The sequence below is a fragment of the Streptomyces sp. NBC_00996 genome, from assembly GCF_045162675.1.
Lineage (GTDB): Bacteria > Actinomycetota > Actinomycetes > Streptomycetales > Streptomycetaceae > Streptomyces.
In genome coordinates this window covers 5,988,095-6,011,041 of record NZ_CP108723.1, presented here as the reverse complement: position 1 = coordinate 6,011,041, position 22,947 = coordinate 5,988,095, and the positions used below count along the sequence as shown (strand labels likewise).

22 protein-coding genes are annotated in these 22,947 nt (G+C 64.5%); 11 read left to right on the top strand and 11 right to left on the bottom strand.

Features of this window, described 5'->3' with window-relative positions; translation table 11 throughout:
- Window positions 1–150: 150 nt before the first annotated feature.
- The 3 genes from OG390_RS28245 to gltX all read left to right on the top strand — a co-directional run bounded on the left by OG390_RS28245 (window position 151) and on the right by gltX (window position 3,224).
- Complete coding sequence (locus tag OG390_RS28245; protein WP_406172179.1) at window positions 151–735, top strand: hypothetical protein; 585 nt, start codon at window positions 151–153, stop codon at window positions 733–735.
- Between the two features lie 4 nt (window positions 736–739).
- Window positions 740–1,726 carry a phosphotransferase family protein gene (locus OG390_RS28240; RefSeq protein WP_406172177.1) on the top strand — a complete coding sequence of 329 codons (987 nt, stop codon included), beginning with the start codon at window positions 740–742 and terminating at the stop codon, window positions 1,724–1,726.
- Between the two features lie 124 nt (window positions 1,727–1,850).
- Window positions 1,851–3,224: a glutamate--tRNA ligase gene (gene gltX / locus OG390_RS28235; protein ID WP_406177883.1), complete on the top strand. Its 1,374-nt coding sequence runs from the start codon at window positions 1,851–1,853 to the stop codon at window positions 3,222–3,224.
- Window positions 3,225–3,322: 98 nt separating this feature from the next.
- Here the strand turns inward: gltX and leuS are convergent, their stop codons facing one another.
- From leuS to argS, 5 genes are all read right to left on the bottom strand, one after another.
- Window positions 3,323–5,788: a leucine--tRNA ligase gene (gene leuS, locus OG390_RS28230; protein WP_406172175.1), complete on the bottom strand. Its 2,466-nt coding sequence runs from the start codon at window positions 5,786–5,788 to the stop codon at window positions 3,323–3,325.
- A gap of 546 nt (window positions 5,789–6,334) precedes the next feature.
- A complete protein-coding gene (locus OG390_RS28225; RefSeq protein WP_406172173.1) occupies window positions 6,335–6,811 on the bottom strand; it encodes an NUDIX domain-containing protein in 477 nt (158 codons plus the stop codon).
- A 67-nt stretch (window positions 6,812–6,878) separates the two neighbouring features.
- A complete protein-coding gene (locus OG390_RS28220; protein WP_406172171.1) occupies window positions 6,879–7,583 on the bottom strand; it encodes a nucleotidyltransferase domain-containing protein in 705 nt (234 codons plus the stop codon).
- A 271-nt stretch (window positions 7,584–7,854) separates the two neighbouring features.
- Entirely contained in the window at window positions 7,855–8,676 is an 822-nt protein-coding gene (locus OG390_RS28215) for a serine/threonine protein kinase (protein WP_406172169.1), read from the bottom strand.
- 61 nt (window positions 8,677–8,737) lie between these two features.
- On the bottom strand, window positions 8,738–10,462 hold the full coding sequence (gene argS / locus OG390_RS28210; RefSeq protein WP_406172167.1) for an arginine--tRNA ligase: 1,725 nt from the start codon (window positions 10,460–10,462) through the stop codon (window positions 8,738–8,740).
- Window positions 10,463–10,591: 129 nt separating this feature from the next.
- On the opposite strand from argS, the gene OG390_RS28205 reads away from it, so the two are divergent.
- A complete protein-coding gene (locus OG390_RS28205; protein WP_406172165.1) occupies window positions 10,592–11,377 on the top strand; it encodes a hypothetical protein in 786 nt (261 codons plus the stop codon).
- Here the strand turns inward: OG390_RS28205 and OG390_RS28200 are convergent.
- Window positions 11,365–12,123, bottom strand: a complete 759-nt coding sequence (locus tag OG390_RS28200; RefSeq protein ID WP_406172163.1) for a methyltransferase domain-containing protein — start codon at window positions 12,121–12,123, stop codon at window positions 11,365–11,367. The genes OG390_RS28205 and OG390_RS28200 overlap by 13 nt on opposite strands.
- A gap of 139 nt (window positions 12,124–12,262) precedes the next feature.
- On the opposite strand from OG390_RS28200, the gene OG390_RS28195 reads away from it, so the two are divergent.
- Window positions 12,263–12,796, top strand: coding sequence for a flavoprotein (locus OG390_RS28195; protein WP_406172161.1), 534 nt, complete (start codon window positions 12,263–12,265; stop codon window positions 12,794–12,796).
- A 120-nt stretch (window positions 12,797–12,916) separates the two neighbouring features.
- Here the strand turns inward: OG390_RS28195 and OG390_RS28190 are convergent, their stop codons facing one another.
- Window positions 12,917–13,528 carry an ATP-binding protein gene (locus tag OG390_RS28190; protein ID WP_406172159.1) on the bottom strand — a complete coding sequence of 204 codons (612 nt, stop codon included), beginning with the start codon at window positions 13,526–13,528 and terminating at the stop codon, window positions 12,917–12,919.
- Window positions 13,529–13,768: 240 nt separating this feature from the next.
- Here OG390_RS28190 and OG390_RS28185 point away from each other — a divergent pair, with 240 nt between their 5' ends.
- The gene (locus OG390_RS28185; RefSeq protein WP_406172157.1) at window positions 13,769–15,028 is read left to right on the top strand and encodes a helix-turn-helix domain-containing protein; all 1,260 of its coding nucleotides are present in this window, start codon (window positions 13,769–13,771) and stop codon (window positions 15,026–15,028) included.
- Window positions 15,025–15,537, top strand: coding sequence for an NUDIX domain-containing protein (locus OG390_RS28180; RefSeq protein ID WP_406172156.1), 513 nt, complete (start codon window positions 15,025–15,027; stop codon window positions 15,535–15,537). Before OG390_RS28185 ends, OG390_RS28180 begins: the two co-directional genes overlap by 4 nt.
- A gap of 369 nt (window positions 15,538–15,906) precedes the next feature.
- On the opposite strand, the gene OG390_RS28175 is transcribed toward OG390_RS28180, so the two are convergent.
- From OG390_RS28175 to queC, 4 genes are read right to left on the bottom strand one after another with little or no spacing between them, the layout of a single operon-like run.
- A complete protein-coding gene (locus OG390_RS28175) occupies window positions 15,907–16,674 on the bottom strand; it encodes a GTP cyclohydrolase I FolE2 (RefSeq protein WP_406172154.1) in 768 nt (255 codons plus the stop codon).
- A 2-nt stretch (window positions 16,675–16,676) separates the two neighbouring features.
- Complete coding sequence (gene queD, locus OG390_RS28170) at window positions 16,677–17,033, bottom strand: 6-carboxytetrahydropterin synthase QueD (protein WP_315892442.1); 357 nt, start codon at window positions 17,031–17,033, stop codon at window positions 16,677–16,679.
- Window positions 17,033–17,668 (bottom strand): 7-carboxy-7-deazaguanine synthase, encoded by a 636-nt coding sequence (queE, locus tag OG390_RS28165; protein ID WP_315892441.1) that lies wholly within the window; start codon window positions 17,666–17,668, stop codon window positions 17,033–17,035. Before queE ends, queD begins: the two co-directional genes overlap by 1 nt.
- Window positions 17,669–17,670: 2 nt before the next feature.
- Window positions 17,671–18,378 carry a 7-cyano-7-deazaguanine synthase QueC gene (gene queC / locus OG390_RS28160; RefSeq protein ID WP_360739284.1) on the bottom strand — a complete coding sequence of 236 codons (708 nt, stop codon included), beginning with the start codon at window positions 18,376–18,378 and terminating at the stop codon, window positions 17,671–17,673.
- A gap of 202 nt (window positions 18,379–18,580) precedes the next feature.
- On the opposite strand from queC, the gene OG390_RS28155 reads away from it, so the two are divergent.
- The 4 genes from OG390_RS28155 to dbpB (OG390_RS28140) are packed head-to-tail and all read left to right on the top strand — an operon-like array spanning window position 18,581 to window position 22,901.
- Window positions 18,581–19,378, top strand: a complete 798-nt coding sequence (locus tag OG390_RS28155) for a hypothetical protein (RefSeq protein ID WP_406172151.1) — start codon at window positions 18,581–18,583, stop codon at window positions 19,376–19,378.
- Window positions 19,375–20,517: a DGQHR domain-containing protein DpdB gene (gene dbpB / locus OG390_RS28150; protein ID WP_315892438.1), complete on the top strand. Its 1,143-nt coding sequence runs from the start codon at window positions 19,375–19,377 to the stop codon at window positions 20,515–20,517. The genes OG390_RS28155 and dbpB (OG390_RS28150) overlap by 4 nt, the downstream gene beginning before the upstream one ends.
- A complete protein-coding gene (dpdA, locus tag OG390_RS28145) occupies window positions 20,514–21,758 on the top strand; it encodes a tRNA-guanine transglycosylase DpdA (protein ID WP_406172149.1) in 1,245 nt (414 codons plus the stop codon). Before dbpB (OG390_RS28150) ends, dpdA begins: the two co-directional genes overlap by 4 nt.
- Before the next feature lie 48 nt (window positions 21,759–21,806).
- Complete coding sequence (gene dbpB / locus OG390_RS28140) at window positions 21,807–22,901, top strand: DGQHR domain-containing protein DpdB (protein ID WP_406172147.1); 1,095 nt, start codon at window positions 21,807–21,809, stop codon at window positions 22,899–22,901.
- Window positions 22,902–22,947 lie beyond the last annotated feature (46 nt).

Genomic DNA, 22,947 nt, shown 5'->3' with positions numbered 1-22,947 from the left:
GAAAGGAAAGCGGGTTGGTTGTGTTGCGTCGAATCAATTTCAGGCCCTCAGGGCGAATCCCGTCATCTGTCACACAGTGGGGGCTTCAGCAAGGCCCGAGGTGAAGCAACTCTGTGGCGGAGCGCCACCGGGTGCTGACAGGCTGCCTCCGTGAAGCGAAACGAGGTGCTGCTAATCGGTGGGCGTGCCGGCGTCGGCAAGACAACGGTCGGGTGGGAGGTCTCCGCACAGCTGCGCGCCGCGGACATTGCCCACGTGGTCGTAGAAGGAGACTGCCTGGGGCAGGTGCATCCAGCTCCGGAGGGCGATCCGCGCCGCTCGGCAATCGTCGAGCGAAACCTTGCCGCCATGTGGAAGAACTATGTGGAACTCGGGTACAGGCGGCTTATCTACACGAATCCCCTCAGCGTGCTATCCGATGCCGTCGGCATGTTCAAGCGCGTGATGGGGCCGGACGTGCGGCTCGTGCGGGTCCTACTCACCGCCACCGACGCCACTGCCGGCGAACGGCTGGCGGGCCGGGAGCTCGGCTCGGAGCTCGAGAAGGAGATTGAGAGCAGCGCCTACAAGGCACGTCTACTGGATGAGCAAGCACCTGCGGATATCGCGCGGGTAGCGACCGACAGTCGTTCCGTCGTGGACATCGCGCGCCAGGTAGTGGCCACCACCGGATGGATCAGCCCAGTCCTGTACGAGAAATCCGTCGCGAAGGGGCAAGGCCTTCCTCCACTGTGAGGGGATGCCGAACATCATCACTCCGCGTCTCCAGTACAGCTCCACGGCCGTACGCCCACGCTGGGACGACCTCCCGCAGGGCATCCGTCGGCTCATCTCCCGGCGCCTGGGTGGTGTGGTGGACGCGGGGCCGAGTGCCGGAAGCGGGTTCACCAGCGGCTTTGCCGCCGTGCTCCGTGGAGCTGGGGAGCCCGAGTTCGTCAAGGCGGTCAACGCCAACGAGAACGCGGTGATCGCCGACTGCTACCAGCGCGAGGCGTTGATCAACCAGGCCCTGCCGATCGAGGTTCCGGCACCCCGCCTGCGGTGGACCGAGGGCACGGAAGACGGATGGATCGTTCTTGGCTTCGACGCGATCGAGGGAGGACGCATGCCTGCCGCGCCCTGGAAGCCTGACGAGCTTGCCTCGACCCTCGACGCCTGCACGATCAAGGCCGAGGCGCTCTCCATGCCCTCGGCGGCACTCCAAAAGGTCGGGCTCAAGCCGATCGGTGACGGCAGTGATTTCGCGGACTGGCGTGACCTCACCGGCGGCGCCACCAGCCCGAGCATCCTGCCGGAATGGGTGCCCACCGACAGGCTCGACGCCCTGGCCGAACTGGAATCCCACTGGCGACAAGCCGTGGCCGGCGATGCTGTCCTCCACCATGACCTGCGTCAGGACAACGTCCTGATCGACACGGGAGGCGCTGCCTGGATCTGCGACTGGAACTGGCCTTGCCTCGCAGCGAGCTGGTTCGACCTTGTGCTGCTCCTGGCCACAGCACACGCCGACGGACACGACGCCACCACCCTCTTCGAGGACCACCCCACCGGCCGTGGAGTCGACGGAGAACAGCTCGACGCGGCCCTGGCTGCCCTCTCCGGGTTCTTTCTCGTTTCCGGCGCTCAGCCACCAGCCGATTGGTCCCCATACATCCGCCAGCACCAGACCTGGTGCGGAGAAGTCACGCTGCGCTGGCTCGCCGACCGACGCGGCTGGACACACTGACCAAGACCACCCGCCCGAAGGGAATCCGCAGCCCATAAATAGCAGGCACACTGGCGATACACCCCACTACCCTCCGGTCATGTCGAAGACGCCACGTGTCCGATTCGCCCCGTCCCCGACGGGCATGTTCCATGTCGGCGGAGCCCGCTCCGCCCTCTACAACTGGGCACTGGCACGACAGCAGCAGGGCCGGTTCGTCCTGCGGATCGAGGACACCGACAGCGAACGCAACCGCCCCGAATGGGCGGACGGCATCCTCAGAGCACTCGCCGCACTCGGCATCAGCGACAAAGACCCAGTCTTCGAAGGCCCCAACTTCCAGTCCCACAACGCCGATGCCCATCGCCAGGCGGCCCTCGATCTGTTCGACGCGGGCCGCGCGTACTACTGCGACTGCACCCGGGAACAGCTCACCGCGCGCACCGGATCACAGCACCTCGGCTACGACGGCTTCTGCCGCAACCGAGGCCTCCGCTACGAACCAGGCCGGGCGCTGCGGTTCAAGACCCCGGACGACGGCGACACCGTCATCGACGATGTCGTGCGCGGCCGCACCGAGTTCCCGAACCCCGCCATCGAAGACTTCGTCATCGCCCGCGGCAACGGCACCCCGGTGTTCATCCTCGCCAACGCGGTAGACGACATCCGAGAGCGCATCACCCACGTCATCCGAGGCGAGGAGCACCTGTCGAACGCGCCCAAGCAGCAGATGCTGTGGCAGGCCCTGGACGCCGAACCTCCGGTGTGGGGGCATCTGCCAGTGATCGTGAACGAGAAGCGGCAGAAGCTGTCCAAACGCCGCGACAAGGTCGCCCTGGAGGACTACCTTGCCGAGGGCTACCTGCCCGAGGCGATGGTGAACTACCTGATGCTCCTCGGCTGGGGGCCAGGCGACAACATCGAGATCCGCCCCTACGAGGAACTCGAAGCCCGCTTCCAGCTGGAGGACGTCACCAAGTCCTCCGCATTCTTCGACGTGAAGAAGCTCGCAGCATTCAACGGCGAGTACCTGCGCAACCTCAGTGAGGAAGACTTCGTCACCGCATGCAGGCCGTGGCTTGAGGTACCGCACGCCTCTTGGGGCGAGGGTGCCTTCGACGAGGCGGCATTCCGATCGGTGGCAGGCCTTGCGCATACCCGGCTGACAGTGCTGGGCGAGATCACCAAATACGTGGACTGGCTGTTCCTCGCCCAAGCGCCGCACGACGAGACGTCCTGGGCGAAAGCCATGAAGCCGGGTACGGACGCAATCCTGCGCTCAGCTCGCAACCGTTGGGCCGATGCGGAGTGGACAGCCGACGCGCTGAAAACCGCGCTGGAGAAGACCGCTGCCGAGCACGGGCTCAAGCTCGGCAAGGCGCAGGCCCCGGTCCGGGTCGCCGTCACGGGACGAACCGTGGGTCTGCCCCTGTTCGAGTCGGTCGAGGTCCTCGGCCGTGAACGCACACTGGCCCGCATCGACGCAGCGATTGTGGAGCTCGCCGAGGGCAGCGAGTGACCTGACCCGCGAAGACCCTCGCGCCCCTTGGCTGGTTCCGGTGGTTGTCGCCGTACCTCCGCGCTACCTGAAGGCGGCACGGAGGTACAGGCGGGGCTCTACTCGATCAGCACGTTCGCCAGCCGGCCCGGGACCACAATGATGCGCTTCACGTTGTGCCCCTCGGCTTCCCGCTGCACTGCGGAGACTTCCAGGACTGCACGTCGGACGTCGTCGTCGGAAGCATCCGCAGGCACACTGATGCGGCCACGGAACTTCGCATTGACCTGAACGATCATCTCGACCGCCTCTTCGTGCAGCAGTCCCTCCTCGGCGACGGGCCATGGCTCTTCCCATACATGCTTGCCGGTGAGCCGGTGGTACACCTCGCTGGCCACGTGGGGAGCGAAGGGCAGGAGAAGTGAGGCAAGCGTGCTCACTGCTTCGATAGCCACGTCCCTTGAGACGCCGTCCTGCAGGGCTTTGCTGCAGTCGTTGGACAGTGCCATGAGCGCGGCGATGGCGGTGTTGAACGCGAACCGCCCCGACATGTCCTCGGTGACCTTGCTGATGGCCCAGGCTGTCCTCCGCCGCAGCGCAAGATCACGCCCGGGATCCGACACCTTGCCGATGAGGGTGTTGTCGCCGCTATTGATCTCCTCGGTGTAGCGCCAGACCCTCTTGAAGAATCTGGACACCCCTTCGAGGCCCTCGTCGGACCAGTCGGCGCCCTGCTCCGGTGGTCCCATGAACAGCACGTAGCAGCGGGCTGTGTCTGCGCCGTACTTCTCGACGATGGCCCGGGGCGAGACGACGTTGCCCTTCGACTTGGACATCTTCGCGCCGTCTCTAGTGATCATTCCCTGCGTGAAGAGCTTCCCGAACGGTTCCTGAACGGGCAGGTGGCCGAGGTCGGCCAGTGCCTTGCACAGGAATCGGGAATACAGCAGGTGCAGGATGGCGTGCTCGACGCCGCCGATGTACTGGTCGACGGGCATCCAGGCGCGCATCGCTTCCTGGCTGAACGGGGCGGTGCTGTTGTCCGGGTCGCAGTAGCGCAGGTAGTACCAGGACGAGTCGACGAATGTATCCATCGTGTCCGTCTCGCGCCGGGCATCGGCTCCGCACTCGGGACACGAGGTGCGTACCCACTCATCGGCTGTTGCGAGCGGGGACTTGCCCTTTGGGGCGTAGTCCTCCACGTCGGGCAGCGGCACGGGCAGTTGGTCCTCTGGCACCGGTACCGGCCCGCAGTCGTCGCAGTACACGATGGGGATAGGACAGCCCCAATAGCGTTGCCGTGACAGCAGCCAGTCACGGAGCCGGACGCTGACCACCCCCTCGCCCTGCCCGGCGTCGGCGAGCTGCGCGGTGATGCGCGCCGCGGCATCACCGCTGGGTGCTCCGTCGACCCCGGCGGAGTTGATGGCCACTCCCTGCCCGGCATAGGGCAGTTCGGGAATCGTGCCGTTAGGGAGGGCGATGACCGGCTGGATGGACAGTCCGAGCACTCGGGCGAAGCCGAAGTCTCGGGCATCGTGTGCCGGCACGCCCATGATGGCGCCGGTGCCGTACTCCATGAGTACGTAGTCGGCCACCACGATCGGAATCTTGTCCCCGGTCAGGGGGTGGACGGCGTGCCGGCCGGTGATGACGCCGGTCTTGGGCCGCTCATCGTTCCCGCGGTCGCTGTGCCCGGCGCGTCGGGTCGCATGGGCGTACTCGCGGACCGCGGCCTCCTGCGGGGTGCCTGAGGTGAGGGACTCCAGGTCAGGGTGCTCCGGCGACAGCGCGAGGAACGTGGCGCCGTACAGGGTGTCGGGCCGAGTGGTGAACACCCGGACTTCGTAGTCGACTTCGGCACACCGGAAGGACACGCTGGCCCCGTCGGAGCGTCCGATCCAAGCACGCTGCATGGTCTTCACATGCTCGGGCCAGTCGAGGCTGTCGAGGTCGTTCAGCAGGCGCTCGGCGTACTCGGTGATGCGGAAGAACCACTGCTCGAGCTGCTTGAGCTCCACCAGACTGCCGCACCGCTCGCAGCGCCCATCCACCACCTGCTCGTTGGCGAGTACCGTCGCATCCGACGGACACCAGTTCACCGCGGACCGCTTGCGGTACGCCAAGTCGGCCTTGAGCAGCTGCAGGAAGATCCATTGCGTCCACCGGTAGTAGCCTGGCTGATGGGTGCTGACCTCCCGCGACCAGTCGATCGAGATGCCCCACCGCTTGAACTGCTCACGGAACGACGCGATCGACTCATCCGTCGAGACCCGAGGATGCTTCCCCGTCCGGATCGCATGATTCTCCGCGGGCAGGCCGAAGGCGTCGAACCCCATCGGGTGCAGCACATAGTGGCCCTGCCGCCGCAGGAAGTGCGCCACCGCATCACCCACCGCGTAGTTCTTGAGGTGACCTACATGCGGCTCCCCGCTCGTGTACGGCAGCATCTCCAGCACGTACGCGTTCTTGTGCGGCGCGGACGTGTTTGTAACCTCCCACGTCCGTTTCTCCCGCCAAAGTTGCTGCCAGCGAGCTTCGATGGCATGTGGATCAAACTGCTGTGCTGGAATGGGGTCAGGCATAGATTCCCTCGTTCGAGAAGTGCCTGCGAACCGGGCTTCGTCAGAAGGGCACGAGGACCGGACGGCAGGCAGGGGCAGGTGACTGAACTGGTCGCGAACGGGGCCAGAAGGATCAGCAGGCCGTGCCGAATCTTGCCGGTGCTGCCGCCTGGCCGCGCCGCAGAGAGCAACGGGACCAATGGACGCTGGGGCAATGAATGCCGAGCGTCTCCCGAACTCCTGGTCAGGCCGCTAGTCGGGGCAAGACCTGAGAGTTGAGGGGCAACGTGCCGCACGCGGTGAGCACCGCCAACTTGAGGCGGCAGGCGTCTAGATGGAGAAGCTCACAGAGGGCAAGGGCAGAGACGGCAGCCTTCACCAGCCAGCGGTGGCGCAGCCAACCGTGGAAAACGAAGGAATCACCCACCTGCATTGACCGCTCCCGGCGCTATTCGTCTCCATCTGCGTGTTAACGAGGCACAGTAGAGGGTCCAGAGTTCGGCCACAACGAGATTGGCGCGCGATTGATCCGTTACGAGCACCAAGCGCGCACCTACCTCTCTCCGCTCACGAGTGCTTAACCGGCCTGTCGCGCCGGACGCGGTGATCAAGCTCCCACAGGGCCGTCCGGTTGGAGCCCCACTGCACGGTCGCCATCGCCGCGTCGATGGCGAACCACCCGTACTCGGTGTGCTCGCTGGAGAGAGTGAACTCTGGGTCGTCGACTTGCACCCCGAAGGTGTACTCGGGGATCACCAGCGCATCCGGCCCCCACGTGAACTCACCAGTGACACTCACCACTGGAATCGTCGCCTGCGCATCCAGTTCGATGAACTCGAAGGCGCCGGCCAGTCCGGCCTCCTCGGCTACCTCTCGCCTGGCGGCCTGTAGCGGTGTCTCTCCCGCCTCACCACCACCAGCAACCCCCTGCCAGTAAGCGCCGTCCAAGCGACGGAACAAGGCGTAGAGCAGCCCTCCCTCAATCTGCCGGTACGGCAGCACCAACACCTGGAACGGAGCGCGACCCTCCAGAGCTTCAGCCACCGCCCCACGGTAGAGCCGAGGAACCGCTTACGGTGTCGATCAGCGTCATCGCAGCCCGTCCCACCCGTCACGGAGTCCCACTGCGCCGATACCCGACCCACAGTCGCCCGCCAGCCCGCACCAGGACCTCGTCAACGACGCCAACAAGGGCTTCGGCCTGCCCATTCAACGCCCCACGAACAGCATGGTGCAGGCGCACATTGAGGCCAGGTGCTGCGTCCTCGAGGCGACGTGCCAGCCACTTCCCGCCGCCACCCCATGCCCCGCCGAGCGCCAGCGCCAGTTCGCCCGTCCGTCTCGCCAGCTCTGAGGCGATGAACAGCCGCTCACCCTCATCGGTACACCCGGCGAGATCGTCCAGGAGATCCGTGATCGAATAGCGGAAGTCCTCGATCTCCTCCGCTGTCGTCGCAGGTGGACCCGCGAGGGCCAGCTTCCTGGCTTCGGCAGCCAGACGCTCACCGAGCCCATCCACGTCGAAGAGCAACTCGCCGTCCGCACACATCCACAGCAGCGGGGACCGGCGCTTGCGAATTTCCCGGTCCACGAATGCGTGCCAAGACTCTTCGGTGTGCACGAAGAGCTCCACGGGCCAGTCACCGTACTGAAGGCTCTCTCTGTACGGAGCCGGCAGGCCATGCAACAGCACCACGATGTCCAAGTCGGACAAGGCCGTGCGGCGCTCCGTCAGTACGTTGCCCCCCAGAAACGCCGCACGAGCAACAGGATGACGTTCCTCTACAACGGCGCGGGCAACGACAACGGGATCCATGCAGCCACTATCGGTATCCAGGACGCGTCACGCATGTGGTTTGTTCAATTGCTCGGGTGAGCGTCGTGCGCCATGCCCGATGTGCGCACGGGTCGGCCGCCAAAACTTTCCACAGGCTGTGGATGGCTGCTGGCCTACCCCCACAGTCGACTGCACCCTGTGCGGGCGAGCTGTTGTCCGTTGCCTCCTGTGACCGTTGATCGCGTTCGAGATCTCTCGCGCAGGCGCGGCAGACAAGGTGCAGTTCCGTCTCACCACGACAGTATTGAGATCAACAGCGCCCACTGCATGCGCCACGCCATGCCTGTACCAGAGCTTCAACCGAGGCGAACCGGTCAGCAGGATCGCTGGCAGTCGCACGCTCGATGACCTTCAGCTGTGACGACGAACCGCGCCACTTCCGCTCGTCATCGCCTGCATCCAGCAGCAGACGCAGGACCCGGCCGAGCACGAACACGGTCGTTCGGATATCGATGGTCGAGCCTTTGGAGAACTCCTCCGGCGCCATGAAACGGCGCGAGCCTGGCAGCCGATCGGCTTCCAGGATGAACGGCCCCGGCCTGTACTCGTCCAAATCGCACAGGGCCATGCGCTGCGCCTCGAAGTCGTAGAGGAGGCATCCGTCGTACAGGTCGACCGCGACGAACCCCGCCTGTTCCACGGCCAGATGTGCGTCGAGGATCGCGTTCAGGGACCGCAGAATGTCCGCGACAGGGAGATTCCGGAATAGAGCCATCGGACTCGTCGGGTCCGACCGGCCACCATGGCGGGAGACGGTGGGGTGGTACAAGACCTCTCCGTCGACCCACGGATAGATCAGCGCCAGGCCGCCCTGGATCTTGAAATGGTGGCGTAGGGGCACGATCGCCGGATGCTGCACCGCACCGTGCACACCCAGAGCACGCCCCAACGAAGTTGCTCCCGTCGGAGTGGCTGCACTCTTTACGAACCATCGCTCGCCTCCGACTGCGACGCCGTACGACACGCAGCCGGAGTCTTGCTCCCGGAATGCCCGGAAGATGTGACCTACGCCTTCCAGGTACGGCTCCAGCCGTTCGACAGAGGCAACGTCCAGCAGCGGATGCGTCGGCATGACGCACGATCCTGCCAGCACGTATGCGCAGCCGTGCTGGCATCGACCGTTCCGTGTGCGATCACATCTGGTCGGGAGACTCGATACCGAGCAGGCGCAGGCCAAGTTCGAGTGTCCGTGCGGTCAGGTCACACAGGACCAGGCGGCTCTGTCGGGTCTCGCCCTCGGAACGAAGCACCGGGCACTTCTCGTAGAAGGAGGTAAACGTGCTGGCCAGGGAGTAGAGGTAGGTGGCGAGCTTGTGGAACTCGAGCGTTTCGGCGACCGAGGCCACCAGGCTTCCGAAGGCGAGCAGTTCCAGCGCGAGCTCCCGCTCCGCGGGCTCGGTAATCGCCAAGGCTTCGATGTCCTGCGGCGGCTCAGCTCCGGAACGCCGGAAGATGGAGCAGATGCGGGCCCGCGCGTACTGGAGGTACGGCGCGGTGTTGCCTTCGAACGACAGCATCCGGTCGTAGTCGAAGACGTAGTCCTTGAGCCGGTCGGTCGATAGGTCGGCGTACTTAACCGCCCCGATGCCCACGGCCCTGGCGACAGCGGCACGCGCTTCGTCATCAAGCTGCGGGTTCTTGGAGGCGATGACCGCGGCCGCCCTGCTCACCGCCTCCTCGAGCAGATCGACCAGTTTCACTGACGCGCCGGCCCGAGTGCGCAGCATCTTGCCGTCGTCGCCGAGGATCGACCCGTGCCCGATGTGCTCAGCCCGCGCGGGCGGCACGAGCCAGCCAGCATCCCGCGCTACGGCGTAGATCATGTCGAGATGCTGGCTCTGAGGAAGCCCCACCACATACAGCAGCCGGGTCGCGTGCAGGTTGTGCAGGCGATGCCGGATCGTGGCCAGGTCGGTGGCCCCGTAGCCGAAACCGCCGTCGCCCTTGCGGACAATGATCGGAAGCGGATCCCCGTGACGGTTTGTGTAGCCCTCAGGGAAGACGCACAGCGCACCCTCGCTCTCGTGCAGAAGAGCACGTTCGTCGAGTTCGTCTACGACCTGCTGCAGGTGATCGTTGTAGGCGCTCTCGCCGACGAAGTCCGCCTCGGTGAGCCGTACGCCCAGGAGCCCGTAGACGGTCATGAAGTACTTCTTCGACTCGTCGACCAAGGTGTGCCAGAGGCGCAGGGTCGTCTCATCGCCCCTCTGGAGCAGCACCACCCGCTTGCGGGCGCGATCCTTGAACTGCTCGTCGGCATCGAACTTGCGCCGGGCTGCCTGGTAGAAGCCGTTGAGATCGCCGACGGACAGTTCGTGGGCAGCCTCGGATTCGCCGATGTCCAGAAGGTGCTCGACGAGCATGCCGAAGGGCGTGCCCCACTCGCCGATGTGGTTCTGCCGGATGACGGTGTGGCCCTGCCACTCCAGCAGGCGCACCGCCGCATCGCCTATGATCGTCGACCGAAGGTGCCCGACGTGCATCTCCTTGGCGGCATTCGGCGCGGAGTAGTCGACCGTGATCCTCTGCGGCGCCCCGGTCTGAGGAACCCCGAGCCGCTCGTCGCTACAGATCTCGGCCAGCAGTCGGCCCAGGGTGGCGTTCGCGATCGTCAGGTTGATGAAGCCGGGGCCGGAGACCTCGACCGATGAGCATAGGTCGTCGAGTTGAGCAACCTTCACCACCTGGGCGGCGATGTCTTGGGGGTTGCCACCGAGCTTGCGGACGAGAGGGAGGGCAGCGTCGGACTGGAAGTGTGCTCGTTGGGATCGGCGGATGGTCGGATCGACGGGGGTGCCCGCCACCGATTCGAACGCCGGAGCCAGCCTCTGATGCAGCAACTCTTCCAGATTCGCCATCCGGAGACGCTATTCGGCCTGAATGGCTGCCGTCCATGGAATTAGCCACTGACGCTCGTGGGGACGGGACCCTTGGTTCGTGCTAAAGACTGAGGACGGCACCTGTCAGGCCATGCCAACCTGCTCTCCATGGTTAAGACGAGGATGACAGGCGGCGGACAGCAGGGCGCCAACTGGCAGTTGCAGATGCTCCCCGAGCTGGAGGAAATGGCTTCCCGCGACAGCCGCATCCAGGAACTGAGGCCCTACGGTTCCGCGGCCGGTGATCAGCCTTGCACCGACCGGTGGTCCGATCTTGACCTGTCAATCACTACCGCCGAGCCGCTTGCCGTCGCGGAGGATTTCGCCCGTGGGATCAGCGCCCGCTACTCTCCCATATTCGCCACCAGCCGCAGCGGGAGCTCCGTCCGCTACACCCTCCGACTGGTCCTGTCCGACCTGCGCCGGCTCGACATCACCGCTGCGGACCCCGTTGACCGCAAGGCACCACCCGGCCCTATCCACGCGGTCGGCGACGATCCGCCGTGTGCCATGGCCGAACTGGTCAACGACTTCCGCTTCGACGCCGTTCTCGCAGCGGTCAAGGCGGCCCGCGGAGACGTCCTAATCGGTGCCCACCTCACGCTGCAGCTCGCCCGGCACGTGCTCGTGGCTGCCATGCTCCTACGCGACCGCGACACCGGCACGGACCACCACCGCTTCGGCGGAAGCCGCTGGGATGCATGGGCCACAAGACTCACCTCAGCACCTGCCCCGTACAACCGCTACGGCATCACCGCGGCCATTCGGTACTACACCGATGCGCTTGAAGAGGTTCTGACCGACTGGGATGCAGAGCTCCGCAGTGACAACCAGCCGCTGGTTACACTCCTGGACGCCGTGGACGAGCAGCCCGCAGCTCGTCAGACGGCATGAGCTGCGACAACCACTGCCGTCTCGGCGAAGAAGAAGTCCCCAGCATCGGCCGCCTGTTGAACCGCGTCGTACCACTTGTCGATCTCGTCCAGCCCCACCGTGCCGTGTCCTCGTCTGGCGGTGGACCGCAACGCTCCCCGGATATCACCGACACGCCGGGCTGCGTGGCCGGTCAATTCAGTCGAGGACGTCACCACGGTCTCCACATGCGTCCGGACAAGCGGTGATGCGTGGACCAAGCCGGGCAGCTTGCGACCGATCCTGCCGTCAGAGCTATCCATCCACGGTGGAGCGTCGTCGGCGAAGGCGTGGCCGACCCTGCGGTCCAGGTCGACAGGGACACCGGAGATCACGATCGCGTCGAAGTCCGAATGGGACAAGACCGCCCGGCCGCCTGGCCGCAGCACTCGCCAGATCTCTTTCAGTAGTTGCGCCGGGTCGGGCAGGCACTCCAGAAGGTTGGACGAGATCACCGCGTCCACGCTCGCCTCGGCAAGCGGCAGCTTCTCTCGCAGATCTACGGAAGCTAACTCCACGATGCCTGAACGGTGTTGCAGCCGCTCGCGGGCCGTGTCCAACGCCTGCTCAGAGCGGTCGAGACCTGTGAGGTGCGCCTGCGGAAAGCGTCTCGCGAAGGCTGCCAGGGCCGGGCCCGCGCCGCAGCCCAGGTCAACCACCCGGCCCCGTTCCGGAAGCCCGGACAGTTCTATGAAACGGTTGTGCAGCGTCTCGTTGGTCTCTGGCACGCAGGTCTCCTTCTCGTACCGCGCAGTGATACATGTACGCGTCAGATGCCACACACCATAGGCCGCTGTGATGCTCCCCTATGCCGGAGTTTGAGGCGGTCCGGATGGCAAGATCAACGCCGACAGGGAGGGGTTTCGTATGCGTCCAGTGGTGCATCTTGTGGGTTGTGGAACACGCCCTACCGGGGATCTCCCCGACTTCGCGTCCGCGCTGCGGGCGGCCGGATGGGATCCGTGCATCGTCCCCAGTCCGGTGGGGCGTCGATTCCTGGACATTGGCCATGCCGAACAGTGCTCTGGGCAGGCGGTGCGCTGGGACTTCGACCCAGATGACCCTGTGGCACTACCGCAGGCAGACGCGGTCGTTGTCGCGCCGGCAACGTTCAACACGATCACCAAGCTCGCCGCGGGGATCGCTGACACTCTGGCCCTCGCGGTGACTGCCGAGGCTGTAGGGGCTCAGGTCCCGGTGGTCGCGGTGCCGTGGACGAACTCCAGCCTGGCGGGGCATCCGCTGTACGAACCTGCCCTGCAGTCCCTGCGCGAGTGGGGTGTGCGCATACTGCCAGCCGATCAATCGGATCCCTTCCCGTGGAAGTCACTGCACGGCGTACTCGAGCGAATCCACAATGACTTCGTTCACACGGCAGCGGACAGCACGACTTCCTCATAGGCGAGTCGAGCTCGACCGTCTGCGCATCAGGCTCCGCAGACGCGGTGCGTCGGAATTGCGCAATGGGTGGATGCGGAGCCGGGCGCATCCTGTGCCGTGGTGCAGACAGACCCTCACCGGTCAGGCGACGGAGGGCAGAGGAACTGCCCTCCACCGCCAGCGGCCCGACCCGGGCGACGAGTCGTACCCCGCCCAGTCAAGGCCAGTGGGCTGCGGCCGGTACGTCGTCTCGGCCCGATGGCTGGGAAGAAACGGCTGCAGCACGCGGTGGAGGCACGGTCCTGATCGCGCTGTGAAGTACCGGCGCAAGACGGCAGCACGCAAGAGTGGGGGCGGCTTCGGTACCGCGATCTCGGCCCACACGCGTTTGCCGCGCTCGACGTGCTGCCAGCCAGTACGGGCGGCGAGAGCGCCGACGAGCTCCATGCCACGGCCGTGCTCCTCCTCGACACCGGCCTCGTGCGCCAGCGGGGCATCACTGCTGGTATCGAGGACGTCGATCAGGAGGCGACCGGGCTGGTGGTACAGCGAGACAGTTACCGCCCCGGTGGTGTGGACGACCGCGTTGGTGACCAGCTCGGATGCCACAACACCGACGGTGTAGGCGGTGTCGTCGTCCAGGGCGACGCCCCACGCCCGGGTCTTCTCGACGATCGCGCGCCGGGCAGCAGGAACCTCGCTGCTGGTGCCCGTGATGTCGAAGCGGGTGACGAGCGTAGGCATGGCGGGCATGGCGGACGCCTCCGAAACGGACGAGGGCGGCCCCGTCCCCGACGGGGGACACGGGGGCGGGACCGCCGATCTGGCAACCAGCCGAAGCAGGAACGCTGCGGTTCTCTCGCTCCGGGCTGGCAGAACATAAGTCAACGCCGTGACCCGGGCTCCATGTGACTCCAGCCAGTGACTCCAAGATGGAGTCACCGCGTCCTCATGGGTCATAACCTCGAAGAACGCTACGAGGGGGCGCTTTTGATGGGCCGACAGCATCAGGATCTACGCGAGGTCGTCGCCGGGCTGCTCGGTGATCCACGCCTGCTTGCCGCGTGTGCGGAGCGCGACATGGGGGCCCTGTTCCGGCTGCTCAACCACCGCGGCGTCAGCACCCGCCGCATCGCGGCAGCGGTGGACGTCACGCAGGGGCGGCTCTACGACTACATGAACGGCAAGAGCCGAGTGGAGAAGCTCTCGGTCTTCGAGCAGATCGCCGACGCCCTCCACATTCCCGGCCACCTGCTCGGGCTCGCGCGCCGCTCCTGGGAACCCCAAGCCCCAACACCGCAGAAGTCTGTGGAGACACCGCCGAACGGTGACGACCTGGCCGCCATGGATGCGTTCCGCGATGCAGACCGGCAAGCGGGCGGCGGCCGTCTGTACGGCGCAGTCGTCCGCCATCTGCACAACGACGTTGGACCGCGACTCGTCGATGCCCGCTCTGGGCTTCAGGTCTTCGCGGCCGCCGCGGCCTTCACCGAAATGGCCGGCTGGATGGCCCACGACACAGGACGCGATGAACTCGCCCAGCAGCACTTCGACCGTGCCCTGCCCCTCGCCCGCACTTCGGGCGACCTGACATTGGGGGCCAACATCGCGGCGAGCAGCAGCCATCTCGCCCTCCAGACAGGTGATCCGGTCCAGGCGGCGCACTTGGCTCGGACTGGCCTCGAGAATGTGGCCCACGGCCCGCGGATCCCGTCGTTGACCGCAAGGCTGCACACCATGCATGCCCGGGCCCTCGCCGTCACGCAGCAGCACGATCCCGCGGTGCGCGCACTCGACACGGCCCACACGGTTCTCGGAACATCGGTGGAGGCAGAACATCCGTGGATCAGCCCGTTCGACGCCGCCGCGCTCGCGAGTGAAGCCGCTCTGGTCATGCGGGACCTGGAAAGGTACGACGAGGCGCTCTCCCATGCGGAGCGGGCAATCAGTCTCCGGGAGAACGGCCGGGCACGGTCACTGGCACTGAGCCGCATCACCCTCGTCGGCATCCACGTCCAACGCTCCGACCTCGACGCCGCCGTCCACTTCGGGCTCACGCTGCTGACGACGAGCCCCAACCTCAGCTCCATCCGAGTCGTCCACCAGCTCGAGGAACTGCGCACCATGGTGGAGCCCCACCGGGGATACCCGCCCGTGCGGGACTTCCTGGCTCGATTCGATGACGCGGCACGGGCCAGAATGCTGTTGCTGGCCGACATCATCACGCCCCACAGCGGAGGCACCCTTCCATGAGGCCCACACCCGCAGACCCAGCCGCCTGGAACGCCTACCTGGCCGAGGGCAACGCCACCCAGGCCCGCAAGCGCGTCTCCGCCGATGTCCTGCTGCGCGATGGCCAGGGCCGCGTGCTGCTGGTGAACCCCACGTACAAGCCCGCATGGGATCTGCCCGGCGGCATGGTCGAGGCCAACGAACCCCCCGAGGACGCAGCAGTCCGAGAGCTGAAGGAGGAGCTGGGCCTCCACGTCACCCTGCGGGGGGAGTTGGTCGTGGACTGGGTGGGACCGCACGGGCCGTGGGACGACCAGCTGGCGTTCATCTTCGACGGCGGCATCATCGACGAAGAAGCGGCTGGCGCGCTGCGGCCGCAGGACGAAGAGCTTGCCGAGCTCGCGTTCTTCTCCCCCACTGAAGCCGGGACACTGTTGGGGCCACGGCTTACCCGCCGTTTCGAAGCAGCTCTCGCCGCCCTCGCAGACGGTCGGCCACGCTACCTCCGGAACGGCGCCTCCCCCTGGTAGCCATCCGTGCTCCCCGTCAGCAGGTGGTCTCTCTCGCAGTTCCCGACGAGCGGTGGTGGATGGAGGGCCATGTCTGAAGAGCCGCCGGCGTCGGCACCGACGAAACCACAGTGGGTTGGGCGCGGTGATGTGGTCACCGTCCAAGAACTCACCATCGCCGTCTCACGGACAGACCAGCGGCGCGGCGGCGGCAGAAGGGCCCTGGTGCAGTACGTGCAGTCGTACGTTGCCCGCTTCCTGCGGTCAAAGTTCCCCGTGGGGGCTTGAGCCTCGCACCAGGGGGGCCCGAAGCTGGCCAGCCCGAGCGCGAGGTCCTGGGCTGAGCCAGTAGCACGAGTAGAGATCAAGCGTTGAAACTTGCTGCCGGTCTTATCCAGCGACGTATGCGACAGCATCGTGGCTATGGATGCTTTCGAGGTTGCGGATGCGCACCGAGTAGCGAAGGCCTCGATCCCGGCACGCAAGGCTGACGTCGCGGGCCATGTCCTCGACGAACACAGGGTGGTCGTACGCCTGCATGGTGAGGACACGCTCGTCTGCGCGCTTGACCAAGGGCACTACAGGCGCCGAAGCGGACGACGTCAACAACCGCACCGCGCTTTGGACCGGCAGGGGGTACGGGGTGTCTCCCTGGCCCATCACGTTGAGCGTGATCCGGCTGCGCTGATTGTGCGCACCGTAGTCGGAGATTGCCTTCGAACATGGACAGAGGCTGGTGACCTCACTGGTCACTGCCGTTGCCACCGTCACGTCACCGTTGTCCCAGTGCCCTTCGATACGGACGTCGTGAACCTGTTTCGACTCACGGCCGCTGGCCGGCGCTACTACGGTCGTGCTGATGGGCATGGCCACCGTCACAGTAACCGCGGGCGCATCCAGCAGATCCGCTGCGGCCTTGAGGACCTGCGGCAGCTGCCGGGGGTCGAACCTCTGAAGGTGGTCGTGCGCGAGGGCGACCATGCGGCTCATGTGCGTGCCACGGCGGTCGTGCTGGAGCCGCACGGTGACCGCGATGTCCGCGATGCCGTCCTGACGGAGGTAGCCGTCCTCGAAGTACACGGGATAGCGAAGGCCACTGATGCCGACCTGATCGAGTTCGATGCCCCGAGAGTCAGTCTCATTCTGAATGTCGTGCATGCTCACTCGCCCCGATAAGTGCAACCGGATGTGCACGTCTCGCGGACGGTGAGGGCTGAGAGGGCGGGCAGCGTCGGCTGCAGCCGCTCCCAGATCCAGCGGGCGAGGACCTCGCTGGTCGGGTTCTCGAGGCCCTCGATCTCATTGAGGTAGTAGTGGTCCAGTTGAGCTTCGAGCGGCTTGAAGGCTCGCTTGACGTCACCGAAGTCCATGACCCAGCCAGCCTCAGGATCGACGGGAGCCTCTACATGGACGATGACCTTGTAGGAGTGGCCGTGCAGGCGCGCGCACTTGTGGCCCTCAGGAACCTTGGGCAGACGGTGCGCGGCTTCGAACGTGAACTCGCGAAAGATTTCCATTACTGAATTCCCAGATACTTGTGCGTCTGGAGAGAGAGGATCCAGCGCGGGTTCTTCATGCAGTAGTCGACTGTGGCCCGGGTGTTGGCTTCTGCGTCGGGTCCGTCCATGGGCTGGAGGCGGAAGAATTGGAAGTCGAGGTGCTCGAACTGGCCCGGGTCTCCGCCCAACTGCGGGTAGACGAGCTTCAACTCGTCGCCGCTTGTGACGACCAGGTCAGAGCCGATCTTCGGGCTGACGCAGAGCCAGTCGATGCCCTGTGGCGGTACGCGGGTGCCGTTCGTCTCCACCGCAACTTCGAAGCCCCTGGCGTGCAGAGCTTCGATGGCTGCCTCGTCAAGCTGCAGGAGCGGCTCGCCGCCGGTGCACACCACAAAGCGGTGTTCCGCGGAGGTTGAAGGCCACGCCTGCTCGACGGCTCGGGCAAGGTCATCAGGGGACGCGAACCGGCCGCCACCTTCGCCGTCAGTTCCAACGAAATCGGTATCGCAGAACTGGCAGATCGCCCGATGCCGATCCTTCTCAAGTCCTGTCCAGAGATTGCACCGCGAGAAGCGGCAGAAGACAGCGGGCCGGCCCGCATGGCTCCCTTCGCCCTGCAAGGTGTAGAAGATCTCCTTGACCAGATAGGTCATTCTCAGACGCCCTGGTACTGCACGGGGTCAGTGGTACCAGCCTCAGCGAAGCCCTTCAGGCGGAGCAGGCAAGTCTCGCAACGGCCGCAGGCCCGACCCTGCTCGTCCGGGTCATAGCAGCTAGAGGTCTGGGAGTAGTCCACGCCCAGGCGCAGGCCCTCGCGAACGATGTCGGCCTTGGACATCGCGATGAGGGGGGAATGGAGCTTGAGCTCCTGAGTTCCCTCAAGGCCAGCCCTGGTCGCAAGGTTCGCCATCTTGGCGTAGGCGTCCATGTACTCAGGACGGCAGTCGGGGTAGCCGCTGTAGTCGACGGCGGTCACGCCGGTGAAGATGTCGCTCGCACCAACGGTCTCCGCGTAGGCCAGGGCGAATGACAGGAAGATCGTGTTACGTGCCGGCACGTAGGTGATGGGCACGCTGCTGTCTGCGTCACTGTTGCTGGCATCGTCGAGCGAGTCGTGCTTCGGGACGTCGATATCAGCAGTAAGGGCGGAGCCACCGAAAACTCGCAGGTCGATGTCTGCGATGACGTGGCGGGCTACGCCCTGAGTCTCTGCCACGCGCTTGGCGGCTTCCAGTTCCACACTGTGCCGCTGGCCGTACCGGAAGCTGAGCGCGTACGGCGTGTAGCCCTGGTCCTTGGCGATGGCCAGAACTGTCGTCGAGTCCAGGCCGCCGCTCAGTAGAACGATCGCGGGACGTCCCATGCCTTGCTCCCTAGTTAGCTCTGCGTGTACTGGTGCACCCTAGCGCCAAAACTGACGGGTAGAGTAACCGCGATAAGTTACTAGTTAAGGCTGTCGGGAGTCGAGCTGCGTGAGGCAACTATCGTTGGTGGTGACTTGCACGGACCGTAAGGCCGCTGTGCCGGAGGCCACGCTCCATGCAAGATCGCTACCGGCCGGCAGCGTGAAGGAACGCTCCGCAGCGTGGAGAGAGCGCGTCGAGACGGCTTCGAACACGAAGCCTCTAAGCGAGCTCTATCGGGGCGACCACTGGACACAGTCCCGTCGGCTAACTGCAGCGGCCGAGAAGGTCGGATTTGAAGCGGAACTGTGGGTGGCGTCGGCCGGCCTCGGCCTCCGGTCAGTATCGGCGGCGGCGCCTGCCTACGCGGCGACCTTCAGTACGCGACACGCCGACTCCGTCGCCGCCTCTACGGCTGACAGCGCCCAGTGGTGGGGGCACCTTCAGGAAGGAACTGGCCGCAAGACCGTGGAGGAGCTGGGGCGACAGGGTCCGGTCCTCATGGTCCTGTCCGAGGTGTACGCAAACGCCATGAAGGCCGAGATCCACGCGCTGGCCAGCGTTGGGGGCGAGGTCCTGCTGGTTGGAGGCGTCGAGGAGGTCCCCGGCATCCAGAGAGTCGCCTCCAACGCGGGTCTGCGACGCACGCTCGGCGGCACTTTGACGAGCCTGAACGTGCGCATGGCCGCCTCATGGCTTGAGCACTGCGAGGACGGCAGGCTGACCTCGACTGCCACCCGTGACTCGTGGCAGCAGTGGGCTTCCGGCGTAGCTGAGCCTGAGCGGTACGACCGGAAGCCGATGTCCGACGAGGACGTCATGGCATTCATCAAGCGAGAGAACGCGTCACATCCGGGCATCTCGCGGTCGCGACTCCTGCGTGTTCTGCGTGACGGCAACCAGGCATGCGAGCAGAGCAGGTTCGCCAACTTGTACATCCGAGCTATGGGGGAACGGTGACAGAGAACCTCATCAAGCGCAGAGCCCTGCGCATTGAGCAGAACCCGAACATTCCCCTGTATCTGTTTGCCCTGGAAGCGCGAGAAGTCGATCTAGTAGCCGATGTTGCACGGATCTCCCGGGATGAGGCTGGCAAGCTCTTCGGCTATCAACGTCCCGAAAAGAAGCAGCACGTTAAGCAAATTTTGGAATACCTCGACGGTGAGGATGTGCTGTTCCCGAATGGGCTCATCCTCGCCCTGCCCACCACGGTGCGGTTTAAAGGTAGTCGCGGCCCCAACCCAAGCGACGGACTGGCAACCATCGGAACTCTTGAGATTCCGCTGCCGGAGTCGCGGGACGCGCCTCGTCCGGCTCTGATCGTTGATGGTCAGCAGCGAAGCCGCGCGCTTGCACTCACTCGGCGATCCACCTTGCCGATCACGGTTGCGGGGTTCGTGACCGAAGATCTTGACATCCAGCGCGATCAGTTCCTGCGCGTCAATACGGTGTCTCCACTTCCGAGCAATTTGGTATCCGAACTCCTCCCGGAAGTGAACACCCAACTGCCGACCCGGCTGTCCGCCCGGAAGCTTCCCGCGATCCTCGTTAACGCGCTCAACCAGGATAGTGACTCGCCTTTCAAGGGGCTCGTGAAGCAGGCGTCGACGACTCCCGATAAGAAGTCGGACACGGTCGTCAAGGACAACAGTCTCATTACTGCGATCACTGAATCATTGTCACCTTCCGGTGTCCTCTTCTCGTACAAGAATCTGTCCAACGGAACTACTGACACCGCGGCCATTAGGAAGATTCTCGTGGTCTACTGGACTGCAGTAAGGGAGACTTTCCCTGAAGCCTGGGGGCTCCCTCCAGCCAAGAGTCGCCTTATGCATGGTGTCGGAATCAGGTCGCTGGGCCGTCTCATGGACCGGGTCATGGAGCGAGTTCTGTTTGATGCCGATATCGACTCGCCGGATATTAGCGACAGGGTCATGGCTGAACTGGCGCTCATTAAGCCGCACTGTCATTGGACCAAGGGGCGCTGGCCTGAAATCAACACCCCTTGGAACGAGTTGCAAAACACTCCCCGCCATATCAGTATCCTGTCAAACTTTCTGATTCGCGTTTATCGCGATTCGAGGATGAGTGCTTCGTGAAGTTCTACTTCCCTGATAGCCAAGATCAGATCTATCCCAGGTATGACTTCATCAACGATGAGTACCCGGATCAGCGGCATCGGCAGAGGGACGATCTGTATGCCCATCAGGCAGTAAAGCCCGCGCCCTACGACGGGATACTGGTCAGCAAGGCCATCGTGGATGGGTCGGTTAAGGGGGCTGGGAAGTACAGCGCCCCTCAGAGGGACCGGCTCTACCGAGACGGAGTGAGAACCTTTTTCGGGCTGCCTGACACGATGGAAAGCCTCGGCGACTGCGGATCCTTCAACTACATCAATGAAGAGCGCCCCCCGTACAGAGTTGAGGACGTTCTCCACTACTACACGGAGTGCCGATTCAACTCAGGAATCAGTATCGACCATGTGATCTTCGGCTATCGACCTGATGCCTCTGAAAAGGACGTTGATCCGGCATGGGTGAAGCGTCGCGAGATTTCGCTCGAGTTGGCAGAGCAATTCATCGAAGCCACCAAGAGTCACAATCGCCTGGTCACTGACAGGAAGCAGCATCTGGAACCGGTTGGTGCGGCGCAGGGATGGAGTCCGGCCAGCTACGCGGACAGTGTCGCCCAACTCCAGAAAATGGGCTACAAGCGGATCGCCCTGGGTGGCATGGTTCCGCTAAAGACGCCGGAAATCCTCGCTTGCCTCGAGGGGATCTCTGAAGTTCGCAAGAGTGGCGTCGTGTTCCACCTCCTTGGAATCACCCGTATCGACAGCATGGAACGCTTCGTAAAGTATCACGTCACCAGCTTCGACAGTACATCAGCATTCCGGCAAGCCTTTATGGACGAGAAGAACAACTACCACACTGCCGACCGGTCATACCTGGCTATCAGAGTTCCCCAGGTGGACGGGAACCCCACTCTTAAGCGGCTGATCTTGGCAGGAGTGGTGTCGCAGTCGGCGGCCATTAAGGCCGAACGTGAATGCCTCAAACTGCTGCGCCAGTATGAAGCCGACGAGAACTTCGACGTGCAGGAGGTCATGGATGCCTTGTACGCCTATCAAGCCCTCCTCGGTGACGACAAGAAACTGAAGAAGGTCGAGCACTACAGGGAAACCCTTGTCGACCGCCCTTGGGAGCACTGTCGATGCGAACTCTGCAAGAAGCACAAGATCGACATGGTTATCTTCCGTGGAACAGAGCGAAATAAGCGTCGCGGGTTCCATAACATGACGGTACTCGAAGCCAAGATGCGCAAGCTGCCGCTCACATAATCGCCCAGATCGCGCATAGCACTCAAAGCAACTTAAACAGGAGATGATGTGGCCGACCGCTACGTTCTGAAGGTTCCCGCCCTCAAGGTGCTCCAAGGCGACAAGGAGATCTTCTGCTTCGCTGTCGACGGCAAGAAGCTGGAAGACTTTGCCGCCGTCTCGCGCATCCGCCGCGACAGCCAGAAGAAGCTGCAGGGGTATCAGCGGCCTGAGGTCCTAAGCCACATCCGCTCGATCCGGCGCTACCTTGAGTCCGAGGGGGCGATGCTTCCCAACGCCCTGGTTCTCGGTTTCGATGATCGCGTCACGTTCGAACCCGCGGTCCGCGGCGGCAGTGTGAGCTACTCCATCCCCGGCGAATTGATCATCCCGGTCGACGAGTCGCTGCCTGACGAAGAGAAGCCGGCCTGGCTCGTGGACGGTCAGCAGCGCAGTGCGGCCATCAGGGACGCTGACCTCGCAGAGTTCCCCGTCGCAGCTGTGGGCTTCATCGCCTCTCAGGAAGAGCAGCGGTCGCAGTTCATCTTGGTCAACTCGACTAAGCCACTGCCCAAGGGGCTCGTGTACGAACTGCTGCCGGAAACCACTGGCAAGTTGCCGCGCTCGTACGCGCGCCGCCAGCTCGCTGCGAAGATCATGGTCCTGCTGAATATGGGGGACGGTCCGTTCTGCGGAAGGATCAGCAGCCCCACATCGCCTACCGGCAATATCAAGGACAACAGCATTCTGAGGATGCTGGAGCACAGCATCTACGAGGGCGCCTTGTACCAGTACCGGAACGCTGAGGACGGCACCGGGGACGAGGACGCGATGCTGGCGCACCTTCTGTCCTTCTGGACGGCAGTGGAGAACCTCTTCGAGGATGCGTGGAACAAGCCTCCCAAGGAGTCGAGGTTGACCCATGGTGTGGGCATCCAGGCCATGGGCTATGTCATGGACCGACTCACCACAGGCGTCCCCTTCGACAAGGTCAACTGGGACAAGACCCGCATCACCCTGCGCCGACTCGAGAAGCACGTGGCCTGGACTTCCGGCACGTGGAAGTTCTCGGATGGCCAGGAACGCAGCTGGAACGGTCTCCAGAACACGGCCAACGACGTGCGGCTGCTCAGCACCCACCTGCAGGCCCTAGTCAGCAAGTAGCCAAGTTCTGCGGCATCATCTGGTGGTCTCCCCGAACAGCTCGGGG

Excerpts from the sequence above, each read along its gene's own strand:
- OG390_RS28185 (WP_406172157.1), top strand. The coding sequence starts at position 13,769 with ATGGGCCGACAGCATCAGGATCTACGCGAGGTCGTCGCCGGGCTGCTC.
- OG390_RS28205 (WP_406172165.1), top strand. The coding sequence starts at position 10,592 with ATGGTTAAGACGAGGATGACAGGCGGCGGACAGCAGGGCGCCAACTGG.
- OG390_RS28240 (WP_406172177.1), top strand. The coding sequence starts at position 740 with ATGCCGAACATCATCACTCCGCGTCTCCAGTACAGCTCCACGGCCGTA.
- OG390_RS28195 (WP_406172161.1), top strand. The coding sequence starts at position 12,263 with ATGCGTCCAGTGGTGCATCTTGTGGGTTGTGGAACACGCCCTACCGGG.
- gltX (WP_406177883.1), top strand. The coding sequence starts at position 1,851 with ATGTTCCATGTCGGCGGAGCCCGCTCCGCCCTCTACAACTGGGCACTG.
- OG390_RS28190 (WP_406172159.1), bottom strand. The coding sequence starts at position 13,528 with ATGCCCGCCATGCCTACGCTCGTCACCCGCTTCGACATCACGGGCACC.
- queE (WP_315892441.1), bottom strand. The coding sequence starts at position 17,668 with ATGACCTATCTGGTCAAGGAGATCTTCTACACCTTGCAGGGCGAAGGG.
- OG390_RS28175 (WP_406172154.1), bottom strand. The coding sequence starts at position 16,674 with ATGCACGACATTCAGAATGAGACTGACTCTCGGGGCATCGAACTCGAT.
- OG390_RS28180 (WP_406172156.1), top strand. The coding sequence starts at position 15,025 with ATGAGGCCCACACCCGCAGACCCAGCCGCCTGGAACGCCTACCTGGCC.
- leuS (WP_406172175.1), bottom strand. The coding sequence starts at position 5,788 with ATGCCTGACCCCATTCCAGCACAGCAGTTTGATCCACATGCCATCGAA.
- OG390_RS28215 (WP_406172169.1), bottom strand. The coding sequence starts at position 8,676 with ATGCCGACGCATCCGCTGCTGGACGTTGCCTCTGTCGAACGGCTGGAG.
- queC (WP_360739284.1), bottom strand. The coding sequence starts at position 18,378 with ATGGGACGTCCCGCGATCGTTCTACTGAGCGGCGGCCTGGACTCGACG.
- OG390_RS28220 (WP_406172171.1), bottom strand. The coding sequence starts at position 7,583 with ATGGATCCCGTTGTCGTTGCCCGCGCCGTTGTAGAGGAACGTCATCCT.
- queD (WP_315892442.1), bottom strand. The coding sequence starts at position 17,033 with ATGGAAATCTTTCGCGAGTTCACGTTCGAAGCCGCGCACCGTCTGCCC.
- argS (WP_406172167.1), bottom strand. The coding sequence starts at position 10,462 with ATGGCGAATCTGGAAGAGTTGCTGCATCAGAGGCTGGCTCCGGCGTTC.